The organism is Christiangramia fulva, assembly GCF_003024155.1.
Taxonomy (GTDB): domain Bacteria; phylum Bacteroidota; class Bacteroidia; order Flavobacteriales; family Flavobacteriaceae; genus Christiangramia; species Christiangramia fulva.
Genome location: NZ_CP028136.1, coordinates 1,863,507 through 1,880,497, shown reverse-complemented (window position 1 = coordinate 1,880,497; position 16,991 = coordinate 1,863,507). Strand labels below are relative to the sequence as shown.

Below are 16,991 nucleotides of genomic sequence, written 5' to 3'. Positions count from 1 at the left end.
TCCTACCACATAAGACTCCCTGAAATTTAAAATGTTACACTAAAAAGGGGATTTTTTATAAAATTCCTCGGAATACCTGGAGTAATAATCAGTTGAAGAAGACCGATTTTAAAAGGAATTTTTCTTTTTTCTCCTGGAACGATAGACAAAATAACCAACACCGCCTACCAGTATATATGGAAAGATCATTAAATAAAGAATCCCGTCGTTGATCCCTTTTGCCGCACTTTGGTTGGCTTCATTCTGAAGCACCGCCCGACACATCGCACATTGGGCATCAGCCAATGACGGCATAAGAAAGAAAAGAGTAATTAAAAGGAAAAGCAGAACAGATTTCTTCATCTTCAAAAACATTTATCGTTCACAAAATTAATGCTTTTACCACAGAATTAATAATATGGCAGCATGAATAAAAATACCAGCACACCGGTTACCGCGACGTAAAGCCATATAGGAAAAGTCCATCGCGCCACCTTCGCATGTTTTTTATACTGCCCGCTAAGTCCGCGATACATGGTAAAAAGTACGAGTGGCACAATAATGGCCGAAAGAACAATATGAGTTATCAGAATAAAGAAATAAGTATAGCGCATAAAACCAGTGCCTCCATAAGGTACAGGCGCATGGCTTATCTTTGAAAGGACATAGCTTATTAGGAAAATAACCGACAGACAAAAAGCTGCAATCATGGTATTGCGGTGTAGGTTATATTTCTGGATCCTCATAAAAAAGTACCCTACTATCAATAAAATGGCCGTTGCAAAGTTCAGAGTGGCGTGGAACAACGGGAAAGTAAGAGCGTTCGCATTAAAAAGGTTGTAGCGTTCGGGCAACAACATTAAAACCAGAACGATTACGGGAACGGCCACCGATAAACCGATGATCACAGGTACAGCTACCTTTTCTGAATTTCTTAAAATCGTTTTCACAGCAGTGATTTTATATCCTGAATTAAAATATCGATTTGTGGCGTTTCTTCTCCTTCTACCACACTTTTGTTTTGCGGAATGGAACCGCGGTAATAAATAATAGGATTTCCGAATTCATCTTTTCTGGACCGGATATATCCTTCTTTATCTATCAATACAAATAATCCCTGGTGAGCAAAACCTCCCGGAATCTGATCATTTTCACCGGCATAAAGGCCGAATTTTTTATTGGCCAGATCGTAAATCTTTTCTTTATCACCGGTCATCAGGTTCCAGTTTGGATGCGTTATCCCATATTCTTCGGCATATTCTGAAAGCACTTCAGGAGTGTCATGAGTAGGATCTATAGAAAATGAGGCGATCCCAAAATCATCTTCATCTTTAAATTCATTCTGAACCTCCACCAGGTTTTTGCTCATTATCGGGCAAATTGAAGGACAGGTAGTAAAGAAGAACTCGACCACATAAACTTTCCCTTTATAATCTTCATTAGAGATGGTGTCTCCATTCTGGTTGATAAACTCAAAATCCGGAGCTTTTTTCTTCTTTCCGTCAATTTCAATATAACCCACTTCAGCTTCTGAAGAATTCGCTTTATCTGAAGTCATTGTGTTGGAATTAAGCCGATCTGCGGTAACCACTTCATCATTACTCACGCGATCAATAATCTTCGGAATAAAGATGATACCAAAAATTAAAATTATAAGGCTTATTCCGATGTATGAATAGTTTTTCATTTCTTTTCAATTTTATTCTGCCGATTGTATTTTTTAAGAGCAAGGCGGTATTCGGCTAAAATAACCTTCACATCATCATCCATTTTATTACTTAATTCCGCAATATTCCGCGAATCATAGCCATATAACCTGCCTGTATCCTCATCTTCATCACGACCTCTCAAATTGGCATTTTTATCAACAATAAAAACATAAGGCGAAAAGCTATTTTCATCGAGATGATGCGGAGTTTTAAAACTTTGGAAAACCTCTTTTATTTGTTCCGGACTACCGAAAACAATTTTCCATTTTTTGGTATCGCTGATGTCTTTAAATTTTTCTACATACTCTTCCACCTCCGGACGCGCAGCTTCAGGAAGTACTATAACGAATTGAAAATCATTAAATCCGTAATATTTCGTTAGAATTTTTTGATCCAGATTGAAAGTATTGCCTTTTATATCTTCTAGATCTGAACCGAAGAAGGCAACGACACTAATTTTATCTTTAAAACTTACAACTGAATCTGTACTGGAATCAAAAGCGGAAACATCTTTCACGTTTTCGGTCAAAACCGGAAGCCGTGCGAAATTGTTCTTGGCCGAAGCGAAAAACAAGTAGGCTGTAATTGGAAGCACAAAGAGAACTCCAAGTACAATAAACTTTTTCATCTGTTTAAATTGAACTGTTATTCATATCAGATGGAATTCACCGATTTGCAGATTTAAGCTGTGCTGTTTCGGATAAATTTCAACTAAAAAATCCTGTTTTACAAGGGGCTACAAAAATAAAAAGACGGTTTAAGAAAACCGCCTTTTGAATGCTTTTTAACTTTTTTAGAAGTCCCAGGCAATTTGGCCTGTTTTGTAGACTTCATAGATATAATCACCTTCTGTTAAAAGAATAAAGACCAGGTAGGTAATTAGGAACAGAGCGGTCCAGACAACAGCCCTTCTGAGGCCTTTTGTTTCATGCTCCATATGCATGAAAGCCCAGGCAATATAATATGCTTTATACAAGGTAAGTATAATGAAGATCCAGTTAAGGAGTTTCATAGCAAGGAATGAGGTATGCTCCAAAAATTCAGGTCTTATAATACCAAGGGCAACCTCTACAGTGGTAACTATAGAAAGAATCCCGAATACTGTCCAGATTCGTTTAGCGTTTGATGAAGCCGCTGCTGTTGTATCGTGAGCCATAATCTTTAAATACTAATTTAAACAAGATAAAAGAAGGTGAAAACAAATACCCAAACAAGGTCTACAAAGTGCCAGTAAAGACCCACTTTTTCTACCATTTCATAAGTACCTCTTCTTTCATAGGTACCTATAATGACATTAAAGAAAATAATAATGTTAATTATTACCCCTGAGAATACGTGGAAACCATGAAAACCAGTAATAAAAAAGAAGAAGTCAGCAAAAAGCGGAGCTCCGTATTCATTATGCTCCAGGTTAGCACCTTCCACAATTCCCACAGCATCATTTTGCAAGACTTCAATAGACTGTTGCCTGGTCAGGATCTCTTTAGTTCCATCTTCCATGGTTCTTTGAGTCTTTATAAAAAGATCTTCATTTTGCATGAAACCTGCTTTCACTTCTGCAAGAGTATAGGTAGGCAAGCCCGCACCGGATTCAAACCAAAGGCCGTTGTTTTCCTGATGTTCAATTCGGCCACCGGAGATAGGAACACCAATAGCATCTATGGCCACTCGCTCACCTTCACCATTCACAAACTGGAGAATATTATCACCTTTGGTCACCACTGCCCCATATTCTCCCTGGATAAAGTTAGTCCACTCCCAGGCTTGTGAGCCTACAAAGATAAGACCACCAATTATGGTAAGAAAAAGGTACAGGATCACTTTTGACTGCTTCATGCGATGACCGGCATCTACGGCCAAAACCATTGTTACTGATGAAAAAATCAGAATAAAGGTCATGAATGCCACATAATACATGGGCGCATCTACGCCATGTAAAAATGGAAAGTGAGTAAATACGTTATCGGCTATTGGCCAGGAATCAATAAATTTAAATCTTGAAAAACCATAAGCGGCAAGGAATCCCGAGAAAGTCAACGCATCGGAAAGGATGAAGAACCACATCATCATTTTTCCGTAACTGGCCTTCAGCGGTTCATTTCCACCGCCCCAGGTCTTTCCTTCTGTGCCTGTTCTCACAACAGTAGCCTCCATAGAAGTGTTTTAAAATTAAAAGATGCGCAAAAATACGCAATTTTATTATCTAAAGAAATATAAAAACAAAATCAGGTATACCCATAGAAAATCGACAAAATGCCAAAAAATCGCACCAAGCTCAAATCCAAGCATTTGACCTGCTTTGTAGCGTTGTTTAAAATGGTTATAAATTACCACTGAAAGAACTATCATTCCCGCTGCCAGGTGCACTAAATGCACCAATACCAGTATATAAATGAATGAGGTGGTTACTGTACTTTCACTTCCGGTAAAGTAGTATCCCTGGGCAATAATTTCAGAAAAACTATAAAACTGGAAGACCACAAAAGTAATCGCCAGGAGGAAAGTTCCTATAAGCAGTGCCGAAGCGTTACGGCGATTTCCTTTTAAAATGCTTTTCTTGCTAAGGTATAAAGTAAGACTACTTAATACAATTGCTATTGTACTCCATAAAAAAGAAATGGGAAGTTGAAAATCTGTAAGCCAGTCAGGGCGATTTTTACTTACCACATAAGCACTGGTCAAGCCCGCAAAGGTCATTGCCATACTTACGATACCGAACCAAAGCATCATCTTTTTGGCACGGCCGTGTTTTTTTTTGTCTGATCCTTCTGTTAAATCCATTCTCTAATAAATTTATCCAATACGTATACTATTTGGAGCAGCGTTAGATATGAAACGCTGGCGAACATGAGTTTCCTGGCAGCAGCAGCAGTCTTTTCCCTGAACAATCTAAAAGCATAATAAAGCATTCCCAAACCTAAAAACAGGATGATCATACCTGAAAAAGGAGTGATGTATAATTTTCCTGTAACCCCGAAAACCGGTATGAGTGAAGCCATTATGGTCCATAAAGTGTAGAGAACAATCTGGATGGCCGTTCCCCTATCCCTTTTTCCAGTTGGCAACATGAAAAATCCGCCTTTCTTATAGTCATCATACAACCACCAACCTAAAGCCCAGAAATGTGGAAACTGCCAGAAAAACTGTATCATAAATAAAGTTCCGGGTTCAATACCAAAATGGCCACTCGCGGCCACCCATCCCAACATAAATGGGATAGCTCCAGGAAATGCTCCTACAAATACTGAAAGCGGAGTTTTGGTTTTTAAGGGAGTGTAAACGCTCACATACAAAAAGATGCTAATCGCACCAAACATCGCCGTTTTAGGATTTATAATATATAGAACTATAATTCCCAAAACAGTAAAAACAACTGCAATAATAAAAGCGGTGGTAACCGACATGCGACCTGCCGGCAGTGGACGATTTTTTGTGCGGTCCATCAGCGCATCCAGTCGTCGCTCAATAATCTGGTTATAGGCATTTGAAGCTCCCACCATCAGATATCCTCCAACCGCAAGCAAAAATACCACGACAAAATCGATGTTATCGGCGCCGAGAAAATAACCTGCAACCGAAGAAAAGACAACGCTAATAGCGAGTCTCATCTTGGTAATTTCCTTAAAATCAGTCAGAATTGATGCGGTGGAAGTATGTACGCGCGTGCTGCCCAAAAAGCTATTTTTTAACTGGCGCAAAGATACTCCTTAATTGGGTTTTGGCAAGGAAGGCTTCACGTTAATTTTTTAGAAAGAAAAATCCTTAATAATCCAAATACCAGTTAAAAATATCTGTTCTTAACCCAAAGTTGATCCAAACTGTAGAATTATCAAATTGGGTCATGGTATCGACCTGAGGATTGAAATTGCGATAAATGAAATTTGCGTAAAGCTTCAGGTTTGTAGTGGGATTTACCAGATAACCTGCTTCGAGTTCGCTGTAAAATGACCTTGTGGTATTTCCCTGGCCAATCTCCACGCCATATTCATATACCCGGTCATCTTCGGTTCTGTAAATATCCTGGCCATAATTAGTTTTTTCACCGGCATTGACAAAATCAAAACCACGCTTTCCATAGATCATTTTGGCGCTTCCGTACCAGCGATCAATTTTATACCTCGCTATTCCAATGAATTCCCTGAAATTTGCTCCCCATAAATGCGCCATAGATTGATTGTTATGGCCGTAATTAAGAATAATGGAGTTATGGGAATAGGTATAAGGCCGCACCTGATTATATTCTGCCTGGAGATAAAGATCAGGCACATTGAAAGCGTCAAAATATTTGGCTCCTAACTGGAATCCATGTTTGTTCTTCCAGCTTTTTTCCCCACCAACCACATCAACTGAGGAAAATTCATCGATAAGCCACTGTCCGTATGCATAAAAATGATCAGAAAATTTATATTTTCCAGTTAAGCCAATTATAGCATTTCCCCCATCAGCACCGGTGGCAAATTCGATGGCGCGGTAAAATATCACAGGGTTCAGATAATTCAGATCGAAACCGCGGCCATTATCATTTTCCCACATCACTGACTCAAAAAAGCCCAGGTTGAGCCTTCTGGTAGTATTCCAGCTTAGATAATGATTCGCGATGTATTTTGTTCGATAAGAACCACTATTGACTACATCAGGCCGTACATCGCGCAAAGACATCCAGGTATTGGTGTACTTTATTTTCCAAAAAGTCGTGTTGATTTTCAAATAAGGATAAGGCGACGCATTGTCACTGAGTATGAGAGACCGATAACCATCTCCAATAAAATTCTTTCCATGACCAAACTGAATATTGATAAATTTGGAAGGTGAAAAAGACAAATATCCTTCCGCGACAGGATAATCATAGCCATCGTTCATAAAGGTCTTTGCGATGCCACGGCCCGGAATAATGGCCGGATCGCCACCAGCCGGACGAATCGACTCAGCGAAACGATTATAATAAGCAGCAAAACGCCCCTGATTTTCGTAAATAACTGAATAAAAATTAAAGTGCTCGCCTAAACCACCCTGAATGATCGCAGCGCGGGTATTGTTATAGGTAAAATCGTGTTCACTGTCATTAAAATCTTTTCCAATCTGAAGATCTACGGCAGGATCTAAAGTAAACCAGTAATCATCGGTTTGAAAACGCACCAGGTGTTCGTTCCATAGTTTTCGTCCACCCCAGGAAGATTTCTGCTTAAGCAAATCCCGGCGATGCTCCTTAAAATCATAGTAATTATTGACATCTCCAAAAAGTAAAGGCTTGGAAGCTGAATGAAAATTGGCTCCTACACGGTTAATCTCTGCGTCGAACCTGCTATAGAATTCATGGGAAAACGGAATATTTATCTGACTTTCATACCTCGGATTTGTAAATTCTTCAGATCGTATATCAGCATATTCTTCAAGAGAATTCCTGTTTTCAGAATATACTTTTTTAGAGTTTTCTTCTGAAATTATAGAAATTTCCTGCTTCTCAAGATTCACTTCCTTTGCCTCGAGTGTGTTTCTTTCCAAAGGAATTTGAATTCGGGTTTTGAACTGCATATGGATGGGCCTGCCGTTGTAAGTAGCTGGTTTCACTACAGCCATTTTTTCAAAAACCCTTTTCATTTCATCTTTCAGCTCTTCATAAGCAGCATCCTGGTAAATAAGCTCGAACTTACCTTCTTCACTCACTTCAAAGATCACTGTTATTTCCCCGCGATACTGGTCTTTTTTAACAATTTCAGGTAAATTAAAATTAGAAAGGATTTCAGAAATAAGGGTCCTGCGAAAACAAAACTCCCTACCGGAGTAATTCACGTCCTTACATTGTTCAAATTCAGGATAGAGTTCGGAAGGTAAAGCATTTTCCTGTGCTACGAACCGAAGACTTTGAAAAAGGCATAAGAGAAGTAGTAGATACTTCATGTTTGTATTGGGACATTTTACGGCTAAATATACATTTTTTCTCCTAAGGCGTAGCTTAGGTAAAATAAAAAATCCCGGCAAAACCGGGATTTGATATTTATATATGCTTTTCTTTTAGTCCTGAACCTTAAAGACAATTGGCAATGAGTACATTACACCAACAGGCTTTCCTCGTTGTTTACCAGGCTTCATCTTAGGTAAATTATTGATCACTCGAACGGCTTCCTGTTCCAGTCTTGGGTGTGGAGCCCGTGCTCTCACCTGACCTATATTCCCTTTTTCATCAATCCTGAACTGGACGATTACACGGTTAATCCCGCTAAGACCAAGTTCAGCTCCAAGATCAGTATCAAAATTCTTGTTTACAAAGTTGCTGATCTTTTCACTCATACATTTTTTTCGCTGATCGTTGTTCTTTAGATTCTCACAACCAGGGTAAATTGGTACATCTTCAATAACCGCAAATGGAACATCTTCTACCTCTTCTTCAACTGGTGCTTCAACCACTTCCTGTACTTCCACGATCTCATCAAGATTGGTTTCTGTAGACTGGATCTCATCTTCCTCTACTTCTTCCTCATCTTCTACCACTTCGATCACCTCTGGTGCCGGTGGTGGCGGTGGCGGTGGCGGCGGAGTATTCTGCATCTCAGTAATTGGCACGTCTTCTTCTTCAAGGGCATCCATGTTTACTTGCCCTATATCGATCTTTTGGGCATCGTAATTTTTATATTCGATGGCTCTCCACGTGATCAAAAGAACAAGAATAAGGCCCAGCTGCAGAAAAAGCACTCTGTTTCTGTTTAAATCAGCTTTAGGATTTTTCTTAGGTTCCATAATGCGTTATATTGTTAAGGGTTGCTAAAATAAAGATTTTTTCTAAAAAACTAAACTTATCTGAAATAATAAGCTTTTAAAAATAACGATTATTTTTAAATCGTTCATTATCAGTTCTGCACTTTTAAGCGAATCGGCATCTAATACGAAAAGCGAACTGGTTTTCTTCCTTGTTTTTCCACTATGCCGGAATTTTTAAATTTTCGCTTTCTTTCTCAACAATGGCAGAGTAGACCTAAATATTTTTATCTATTCTATCGCCCCACCCCATTTATTCACTAATAATTATAACAAAATTTGTACCAGTAAAGCCTCAAATTACACGGTAGTCTGGTTTTGCTCTATGTGTTTCTTTAATGGTTGAGCGTAAGTGTCTCTTCTACTATAGGTTCCTCACCAGATCTGGTAGTGCTCTGGCGTTTGTCGCGTTTGGACTCCCATTGAATGGCCTGAAGGGTTAGAAAAAGTACGATAATGAATCCTATTTGTAAAAAAAGGATCCACTTCCGACTCAGGTGTGTTTCAGGATTTTTCCCGGGCTCCATAATTGAATTAATTACAAAAGATTTTACTAAAAAACGATTAACCCAGCTTTTGTTTCAAATTTTTCAAAAGGGATGCAAATCCCAAAAAAATCAAAACAGCAAGACCAATACCAGTAGAATTAGCCAAAATATCGAACCAGTCTGGCGTTCTATAACTGGTGAGCGTTCCCTGTAAAACCTCAATTAACATACCAAAAATGAAACAGGCCAGCGCCACCCATAAAACATTGGCGCGATATTGTTTAAAATCCTTTCTTTTTAAGAGGATATAAAACTCCCATAAAAGTGCTAAAAACAAATATGCTCCGGCATGGAGCATTTTGTCTGTTGGGTTAAAGCCCGCAATACTTATCTTACCCAGGTGCGTCAATGACAACCAAAGTATCAGGCAGGTGTAGGCGGACGAAAGAAAAAGAAAAATTCTAGCTGGCAATTACTTCTTTATATTCTTCTGCAGTTAAAAGTTCTTCTATTTCTGAAGGCTCAGAAAGTTTCACTTTGATCATCCAGCCTTTTCCATAGGGATCGTTATTTACCTTTTCAGGCTCATCTTCGAGGCTGTCGTTGAATTCGATGATCTCTCCGGAAACTGGCATAAACAAATCTGAAACCGTTTTTACAGCTTCAACGGTACCAAAAACTTCTTCTTTATGAAGGGTTTCATCAAGGGTTTCTACCTCTACATAAACGATGTCTCCCAATTCGCCCTGAGCAAAATCGGTCACTCCAATGGTAGCGGTATCCCCTTCTATTTTAACCCATTCGTGGTCTTTTGTGTACTTTAATTCTTGAGGAATATTCATAATCTCATTTTATAGGATGGGCAAAGTTAGCTTTTTACTGGAATTGTTCAAATATGCGGGCACTAATTTCCGAAATTATATATAAGCGTAAACCCCGAACGTATTGTTGTTTGGGGATAAGCTGTAGAAACAGCATATTTTGAGAAATTATGGTCGTAATAAAAACGTGCGGTCAGGTTTCGGGAGAGACCATAATCTGCGGTGAAATTAATAGCCCAGATATCCTGCCCTGAGATCGTCTGCGCATTTGCCAGATCCAGATAACGAACAATTGTTCTGTTTTTCCGGTAAGAAACATCGGCCTTGAAATTAAGGTCGCTGCTAAGAATTCGGCTTTTACCGCCCAGGCTGGTTGCTATTTTGAGATCTTTTATGCGATATCCCAGGCCAACAGTGTATTTATTTCCGCTGTATTCGGTGAGCAGATTATTGTCGAAACTGAACGCCAGCGAACGATCTTTATCTAATTGGGCAAGTATTTGAATATTGTCTTTGGTTTCAAAATCGATTCGGGCCAGGGGTGTAAACAATTCGGTAAGCACCACCCCGGAATAAAGGATAGGATTTTTAAAATCTCCTGCCTGATTCACCTCTTCGGGATTTTCCAGATCATAATCTAAATTTGTCTGGAACTGGTTCAGGGTGTAATCTGATCGATAACCATGAGACACAGAAAATCTTCTGAATTTGTCCCTGAACCATTTTATGCGCATCAAACCGGTATATTTTAAGGTCCAGTTAGGAAGTGGCGTGTCGCGGAATGGTCCCAATCTTACACTACCGGGATCCTTTCCGGAATAAGCCGAAATAAAAGCGGGCAGCAAGACTGCCTGGTTGCTTTTACCAATTCCTACAGGAAATCCATCTTCATCAATATTGTTAGGATCCAGACCTCTTTCCACAGCAAGTCTTCTGGCAATTTCAAGCCTATTTTCACGGAAGGTTTCAAAATTGACCGAAGAAGTTTCAGCAGATTGATTAAAGGCCGTTTTTATGAGTATAGTTGAAATATTGAAATTTCCGTAGGTATAGGGCGTCAATGGCTGATATTCCATGGTTACCGGATCTACCTTATAATTTTCAGAATAATTTTCAGCGTAATTTTTTCGTCCGGTTAATTCAACAGTGAGGTCTGGCAGCAAATCAATTCCAGCCTGGAAATCCAGTTGCTCATTTTTTACAGAAGAATACTGCTGGTTGAAGTCCTGAAAAAGGGTCAGCCATCCACGCTCGGCAGCCATATATCGAATTTCATCCTGAAAACCGAGGGTGAAACCAAAGGTCGGTTTTACGGTACCCATAAAACCTACGCTCTCGGTATATCCCGGAAGATAAATTCCCTGGCTATTTCGGTAATTTACCTGGAGCGTTTTTATTCCTGTTACGATATTTACAAAAGTATTATAGGTTTTATGGCTCTTGTCCACAGGTTGGGGTTGTGGTTTCTGTTCCTGTTTCCGGTCGGGTGGCCCAAGGGTTGGAACCCCGCGACTTCTTTCTTTTATACTCGTTCCTACCTGTTTGTTCTTCTTCTCTACAAGTCCCACATAATCATAAAGATCCTGCAAATTTAAACTGGCACTGATCTGGTGGGTATTAGAATTCTGAACGCTGTTACCTATATTGGGAATTCCTTCCAGGGTTTGATATATTCTGGAACCTCGCTGCCACTGGAAATCTCCCGTATAAGAATAGGTTGTTTTGATGAACTTAAGCACCGGGATCTTATTAAAGGGCACTTCATAATTTACCTGTAAAGTTTGATAATGCCTGTCAGGTTCTCCAATATTAAAAAAGTCGTTCCACAAGCCGATGCTGTCATTTGCAAATCCGTTCTCATTTATGTAATTCCTTATAATACGATTATTACTGGCATTAAAGGCAAAACTTAAGGACTGAGTAATATTGTAATTTATTCCATATTGCCAGTCAAAAAGATAATTTCGCTGATAAAGAGTGGGAATACCAATATCCTGGTTAGTGAGATCCAGAGAGCGAAATTTCTGTTCGTTATACTGCCTGAAAATATTAGTGCTGGCATTAATATTAGTGGGCAGGTAATTAAAATTGAAATCGCGAAGAACGGCCAAATAGTCGCTGCTATCGAGAACTGCAACTTTTTTAAGAGGTTCCAGCGTGGCTTTCGGAAAATTATATTCATAGGTTCCGCCAACCCGTACACTTTGATTTAGGCTTTCTTCCACCTCGAAATCACGATGTTCTATCTGGTTATATGAAGTGGTGAAAACAAAATTTTCCACATCATAGGGCATGGGTTTTCCTTCGCCGGTTCGTTCTTTTCTTAAACCTATCACATTTATGCTCTGACGCTTTGTATAAGATTGTGATTGCTTTTTAACCTGCTCCCTTTCAACAGGGTCTACAATACCAGCCAATCTTGTCTCTAATTCCAGATCCAGATATTCCTGATCATATTTAGGAGTGATAAGCTCTTCACCTCTACTATAATTCACCGGAATCTTAACACCCCATTTTGGTGGGAGCAGCTGTCCCATATTTACATTCGTCACCATATCATACTGCTGCAAATCTTCGCGGCTTCTCTGGTTTGGCCCCTGTTCAATACTTCCAAAGCCAACGGTACTCCTCCTCCCTGTTGCCGAAATATTTGCAAAATCGGCAAGGTTACTATCCATACTTACCACTCCGGCCCAACCTCCCTGGTTTTTAAGGTCGGAAAGTCGAAGTTCATTAAACCATACTTCGCCGCATAGATCGGTGACCCCTTCAATATTGGTTCCGTTTTTCACCCCAAGCATTAGTAGCCTCACATTTCCAAAACTCGGATTTCCTTTTACTCCCAGTCGCAGGCGTCCCATTTCATAAGGGTCCTGGGCATCGATCTGCTCCAGGTCTTCGGTAAAGAAATTCAGTTCCAGGGAATTAAGTGAAGGATCTCCCAGAACGGCTGTTTTTACCTGCTGAAGAAGATCCAGGTTCAAATTCAATCGGTTTACCTCCGGCCAGATTTCTTCAGCTGTGGAAGCTCCGAATTGTGTAGCCGAAAGCGGAATTTCTATCTGGTAGAAATTATCAGTGAAATCAGTTCCTATTCTTACGAAAGCAACCAGCTGGCCATCCTTCAAAGCCCGCTGATTGACAAGGGATTCAGCATGAAGGAACATCTCCAAATTCTGATATTGACGCATATCGATCTGGAAATTTTTATACACTGCCCGCGCATCCTGTGGCTCAAGGCCGCAGACCTTTATCGATAATGACTGTTCATTTTGCCTGATACTCGTATTGCTTTCGTACAATTGTTCTCTTTGAACTCCCGGAGGCAGCACATACGGAATAGGCTGACGGTTCTCATTTTCTTCAATATTAACGGCATTTACTTCAAATAAAGTATTCGGGTTATCCTGTTGCGCCTCGTCTTCATAAAGGCTTCGTGTATAGCGGCGGTAATCGCCCCGAACCAGATCCATGGTACCAAATCTCAAAATGATGGGATTTCGAAAATTTGATAAAAACATACGCATAAAGCGGATGGATCGAAAATCGGAAATTCCCCCTTTTGAATCGGTAGGTTCAAAAATAGGCACCTTGAACTGAAGCCATCTTACCGGCATTTGCTGCCCATTGCGCAGGGTGGTGGTAAGCTCTTTTACATCGGTAATATATTCGTTGTTATCGATATTCATTCCTGGGAAGAACGGCACCTTATACTCAAAATAGCTGTTAATGGTATTCATGGTGTTATCCCGGTTCATATCTTCAGCCGTTGGAAGGGTTGTATTCCCACGGTTGGTATCTGATACCTGCGTGGGAGAGTTGCCCTCTGTTCCATTATAATCACGATACCTTTCCACGATATTTCCATCGCGGTTAAGAAAATACTCATAGTTATCGGCAGCAGGATCGGGGAAATTGGCAAAATCTGGGAACATGGTAGCTTCTTCTTCATCCAGAATTCCATCAAAACCAGCATCCTGCATCTTTCGCGCAGCTCCTTCGCTATCGAAAGCATAAACCAGCGACTGGTCTGCAGGAACTTTTCCAAAGGAAGTATTGATCACATTGGCCTCCCCCTCTCCTTCCGGAAGTCCGTTTTCATACTGCTTTCTTCCGTCTTTCAAGACATCTTCAGAAATATTTCCGAGATTGAAATTAATAGTACCGCCATTGCTGCTGGAATTCTCGGGATAAATATAAGGGTCCATCACCCAAAACTGAATGTATTCTACATTCGACTGTTCAAAATTAGTGGTATTGATGGCACGCATGATCCCTCCAAAATTCTTCTCCGGATTTGGCAAATTTCCATTTCCCGCAGCTGCAGGATTGAAATTATAAGGCCCTCGTTCATTTGGATAATAAGCCACATCCATTGTATAAACCACCTGTGGCTGACCCTGCACCACATCGGTATTAGGAAAGATCTCACTCATTGCCACGCGTCGCCCTGCATAGGTAGAAATATCAGAATCGGTAATTCCAGCGGGACGATTGTTGGTATAAAACACAGGATCTATGGTGTACCAGGACATTTTCGCTCTCTGGAATCCAGATTTCACATCTCCGTTGGCGAGTTCTCCCCCAAAACCAAGCGGTACGCTGGAAAGTTCCCAGCTCAACGGATTATTGATATCAATTGAAGTTTGAGCTGCTTCAAAATCATCGATATAAGTGGTCGCCTTGCCGTCAAAATCACTTACTGCAGGCGCACCCGGCAGCAAATAAGCAAATTCACCCCTTACAGAAACATTCGACTTCACATCGGTATCTATATTGGGGAGTTTATTTACCAGTCGGGTAAGAAAAGGGACCTCTGTGCTGTAATTAAAGTTTAGGCCAAAAATGGTGTTATTGATGGGCTCGTAGCTGTAATTTGCCTTTTGGGTAAGCGGTCTTTCCTTCAAATTTATAAAAGTACCGCCAATGAGGAAATTCTCATTAAACTGATGTTCTACATTAATACCTGTGAACCTTTTTGTTTGCTGCCCGAAAAGCGCATTATTTTCGGTGTTTACCTGTATGGGAATATCTGACGCCAATAAGGCTTCATCTAAAATCTGAACGCGTCCCAGCTCGTAATTCACTACATAATCTACACCTTCCTGAAGCACACGCCCCCCTGCTGTTACGGTGACTGATCCCGGCGGCAGGTTAAAACCTATCGGAATTCCCTCGACCTCAGCAGATTTATAACGGCCTTTCATTTCGAATTTATTCTTATCGGCTTCCTCCAGCTCGGCTTGTGTTTTAGTCGTCGTGTACATGGCACGGAAGACATATTTTTTCTGATTTTCGTTCCAGGTGGCAGGAAGTTCATATTCTTCACCCCCAGAATTCGGCGTGGGATCAAGTTTTTCGAAAAGATGTTTTCCGAAAGGCTCTACTGTGGTGAAAATAATATTCCCATTCTGCGGATCGATAGTTATCTGCGGCACATAATCAAAAAATCCATCCCCTTCTTTAATTGGGTCGTTATTGCTGTTCAATTGATCCAGATGGAAAACACGAAGCAGGGGCGTTTCACTTACATCTGCAGGCAGGGTGGTTCCTTCAACCGGTTTGATATAATTAAGTGGCTGAGGATCGGTATACAGGATATTCATTCTGAAATCTTCCCTTTCCAGCTGGTAGCCTCCAAGGCTGTAAATATTCTTCATCATCAAATCCCAAACCGGCTCATTAACATTGGTGATGGTACTTTTAAGCATTTTCACCACCAGGTTCTGATTTGCCCGAGGATTGGTGCCGGGCTGCGGATTTTGCTGCTGCTGTGTATTTGTAGAATTCACTCCGTCATTGGCGAATTCACCTACCTGGTAAACTTTTCCGTTAATGGTATACTGAAAGGCTACTGCGAGCACCTCATCATTGCTGAGTCGCTGGTTCAGGGAGATATATCCCAACTGGGTATTTAGTTTGTATTCATTTGGCTTTAACTGGCGTGCGGCCTCCAGTTTCACGTAATCGGTACCTTCGGTCACCAGTAAGCCGCTAAAACCATTATCTACCGTTGCTATGTCACGAATAGCCGGCGTGAGAACACTTTCACCGGGACCTGTGATCCCGAATGGATTAAAATCGTTATTGGTATTATCGGGGTATGCTCCGGCAGGAACGTTAAAAAATCCAACGGGGGGATTTGGCAATCCTATATTCCCCGGTACAGGAGATTCACCCAAATCCTGAATCGCCACAATATTACGCGTATCGGTAATATTCTGAATATTATTTGTGCGGTTGGTGATCCAAACCTGGATTCGTTTGATCTGTATGTTCGAGTTTATGAAAGGATAATTTTTTAAAGCCTCATCATAATGATCCCGGAAATATTGGGAAAGGAAGAAGTGTCTGTCGGCATCATAATCCAGTGCGAATTTTTCAAATTCTTCCACGGTGGCGCCTCCTTCCACATTTACCGTTCGTCTTTCGGATTTCTGTTCAGAAAATACCCCTGTAATCCTGGTTTTCCCAAACTGTAATTCTGTTTTAAACCCGAAAAGGCTTTGCGCACCCTGAATAAGAGCATTGTTGAGAGGCATATTTACATTTCCTACCTCGATCTTCTGTACAATATCGTCTTCATTGGGAGTGTATTCCAGTTTCAGCTGGTTCTCAAAATCAAAGGTCGATTCAGTATCGTAATTAGCCGTTATCTGAAGTCTCTTCCCTACCTGACCCAGCAGGCTTAAACTTATCCGCTGGTCAAAATCAAAGGTAAGGTTGCGACGGTTGCGTGGAGAAAACGCAGGGTTATCTTGTTTTGTAAACAGAAGCCCAAGATCCATTTCTACCGAACCCTGCGGAACAATATTAATTTCAGAACCTCCAAAGACACTTTCAAAAAAGTTACTATTCACATAGAAATCTGGTAAAAGATCTTTCCTGATTTCCTCGGCACCTTCCTTTCTTCCGCTTAGGGCATCATTCTTCAGTTTAAAATAATTCTGAATTTCCTCCTGCATTACCAGATCTTCAAATTCTTCAGGTGTAAGCATTAAAGGCAGGCCCAGTTCAAGATCACCAAGTTCCTGCTTATAAAAATAACGGTTAAGAATAGGGTCGTATTCGTATTTGGAAACAATACTTTCAGGATCGGGAAGGCTTATCTGCCCCAGAACGTAGCCGGTACGGGTGGAATCCTGAGGCGTTTGCTGTGCAGCGGCCCTGAAGGATATTACCAGTAGTATCAGGAAGCTGAGTTGAGCTGGTACCGACAGTTTCGAGTAGTTGTTCCTCAA

Annotated in this window: 14 protein-coding genes; all 14 read right to left on the bottom strand. The window is 40.6% G+C overall.

Annotated features, from left to right (window positions below):
• Positions 1-108: 108 nt before the first annotated feature.
• A complete protein-coding gene (locus C7S20_RS08640) occupies positions 109-342 on the bottom strand; it encodes a hypothetical protein (protein WP_107014158.1) in 234 nt (77 codons plus the stop codon).
• A gap of 47 nt (positions 343-389) precedes the next feature.
• Entirely contained in the window at positions 390-929 is a 540-nt protein-coding gene (locus C7S20_RS08635) for a DUF420 domain-containing protein (RefSeq protein ID WP_107012105.1), read from the bottom strand.
• Positions 926-1,666, bottom strand: coding sequence for an SCO family protein (locus C7S20_RS08630; RefSeq protein ID WP_107012104.1), 741 nt, complete (start codon positions 1,664-1,666; stop codon positions 926-928). The genes C7S20_RS08635 and C7S20_RS08630 overlap by 4 nt, the downstream gene beginning before the upstream one ends.
• Positions 1,663-2,316, bottom strand: coding sequence for a hypothetical protein (locus C7S20_RS08625; protein ID WP_107012103.1), 654 nt, complete (start codon positions 2,314-2,316; stop codon positions 1,663-1,665). The genes C7S20_RS08630 and C7S20_RS08625 overlap by 4 nt, the downstream gene beginning before the upstream one ends.
• Positions 2,317-2,481: 165 nt before the next feature.
• Positions 2,482-2,844 (bottom strand): cytochrome C oxidase subunit IV family protein, encoded by a 363-nt coding sequence (locus C7S20_RS08620; RefSeq protein ID WP_107012102.1) that lies wholly within the window; start codon positions 2,842-2,844, stop codon positions 2,482-2,484.
• Positions 2,845-2,861: 17 nt separating this feature from the next.
• The gene (locus C7S20_RS08615) at positions 2,862-3,842 is read right to left on the bottom strand and encodes a cytochrome c oxidase subunit 3 (RefSeq protein ID WP_107012101.1); all 981 of its coding nucleotides are present in this window, start codon (positions 3,840-3,842) and stop codon (positions 2,862-2,864) included.
• A gap of 45 nt (positions 3,843-3,887) precedes the next feature.
• Entirely contained in the window at positions 3,888-4,469 is a 582-nt protein-coding gene (locus C7S20_RS08610) for a cytochrome c oxidase subunit 3 (protein WP_107012100.1), read from the bottom strand.
• On the bottom strand, positions 4,460-5,362 hold the full coding sequence (gene cyoE, locus C7S20_RS08605) for a heme o synthase (RefSeq protein ID WP_107012099.1): 903 nt from the start codon (positions 5,360-5,362) through the stop codon (positions 4,460-4,462). Before cyoE ends, C7S20_RS08610 begins: the two co-directional genes overlap by 10 nt.
• Positions 5,363-5,450: 88 nt before the next feature.
• Entirely contained in the window at positions 5,451-7,586 is a 2,136-nt protein-coding gene (locus tag C7S20_RS08600) for a gliding motility protein RemB (protein ID WP_107012098.1), read from the bottom strand.
• A gap of 114 nt (positions 7,587-7,700) precedes the next feature.
• Positions 7,701-8,423, bottom strand: coding sequence for an energy transducer TonB (locus tag C7S20_RS08595; protein ID WP_107012097.1), 723 nt, complete (start codon positions 8,421-8,423; stop codon positions 7,701-7,703).
• A gap of 353 nt (positions 8,424-8,776) precedes the next feature.
• Entirely contained in the window at positions 8,777-8,968 is a 192-nt protein-coding gene (locus C7S20_RS08590; RefSeq protein ID WP_107012096.1) for a hypothetical protein, read from the bottom strand.
• Positions 8,969-9,005: 37 nt separating this feature from the next.
• Positions 9,006-9,401, bottom strand: coding sequence for a VanZ family protein (locus C7S20_RS08585; protein WP_227009136.1), 396 nt, complete (start codon positions 9,399-9,401; stop codon positions 9,006-9,008).
• Positions 9,391-9,771: a glycine cleavage system protein GcvH gene (gene gcvH, locus C7S20_RS08580; protein ID WP_107012094.1), complete on the bottom strand. Its 381-nt coding sequence runs from the start codon at positions 9,769-9,771 to the stop codon at positions 9,391-9,393. Before gcvH ends, C7S20_RS08585 begins: the two co-directional genes overlap by 11 nt.
• Before the next feature lie 62 nt (positions 9,772-9,833).
• Complete coding sequence (gene sov / locus C7S20_RS08575) at positions 9,834-16,991, bottom strand: T9SS outer membrane translocon Sov/SprA (RefSeq protein WP_107012093.1); 7,158 nt, start codon at positions 16,989-16,991, stop codon at positions 9,834-9,836.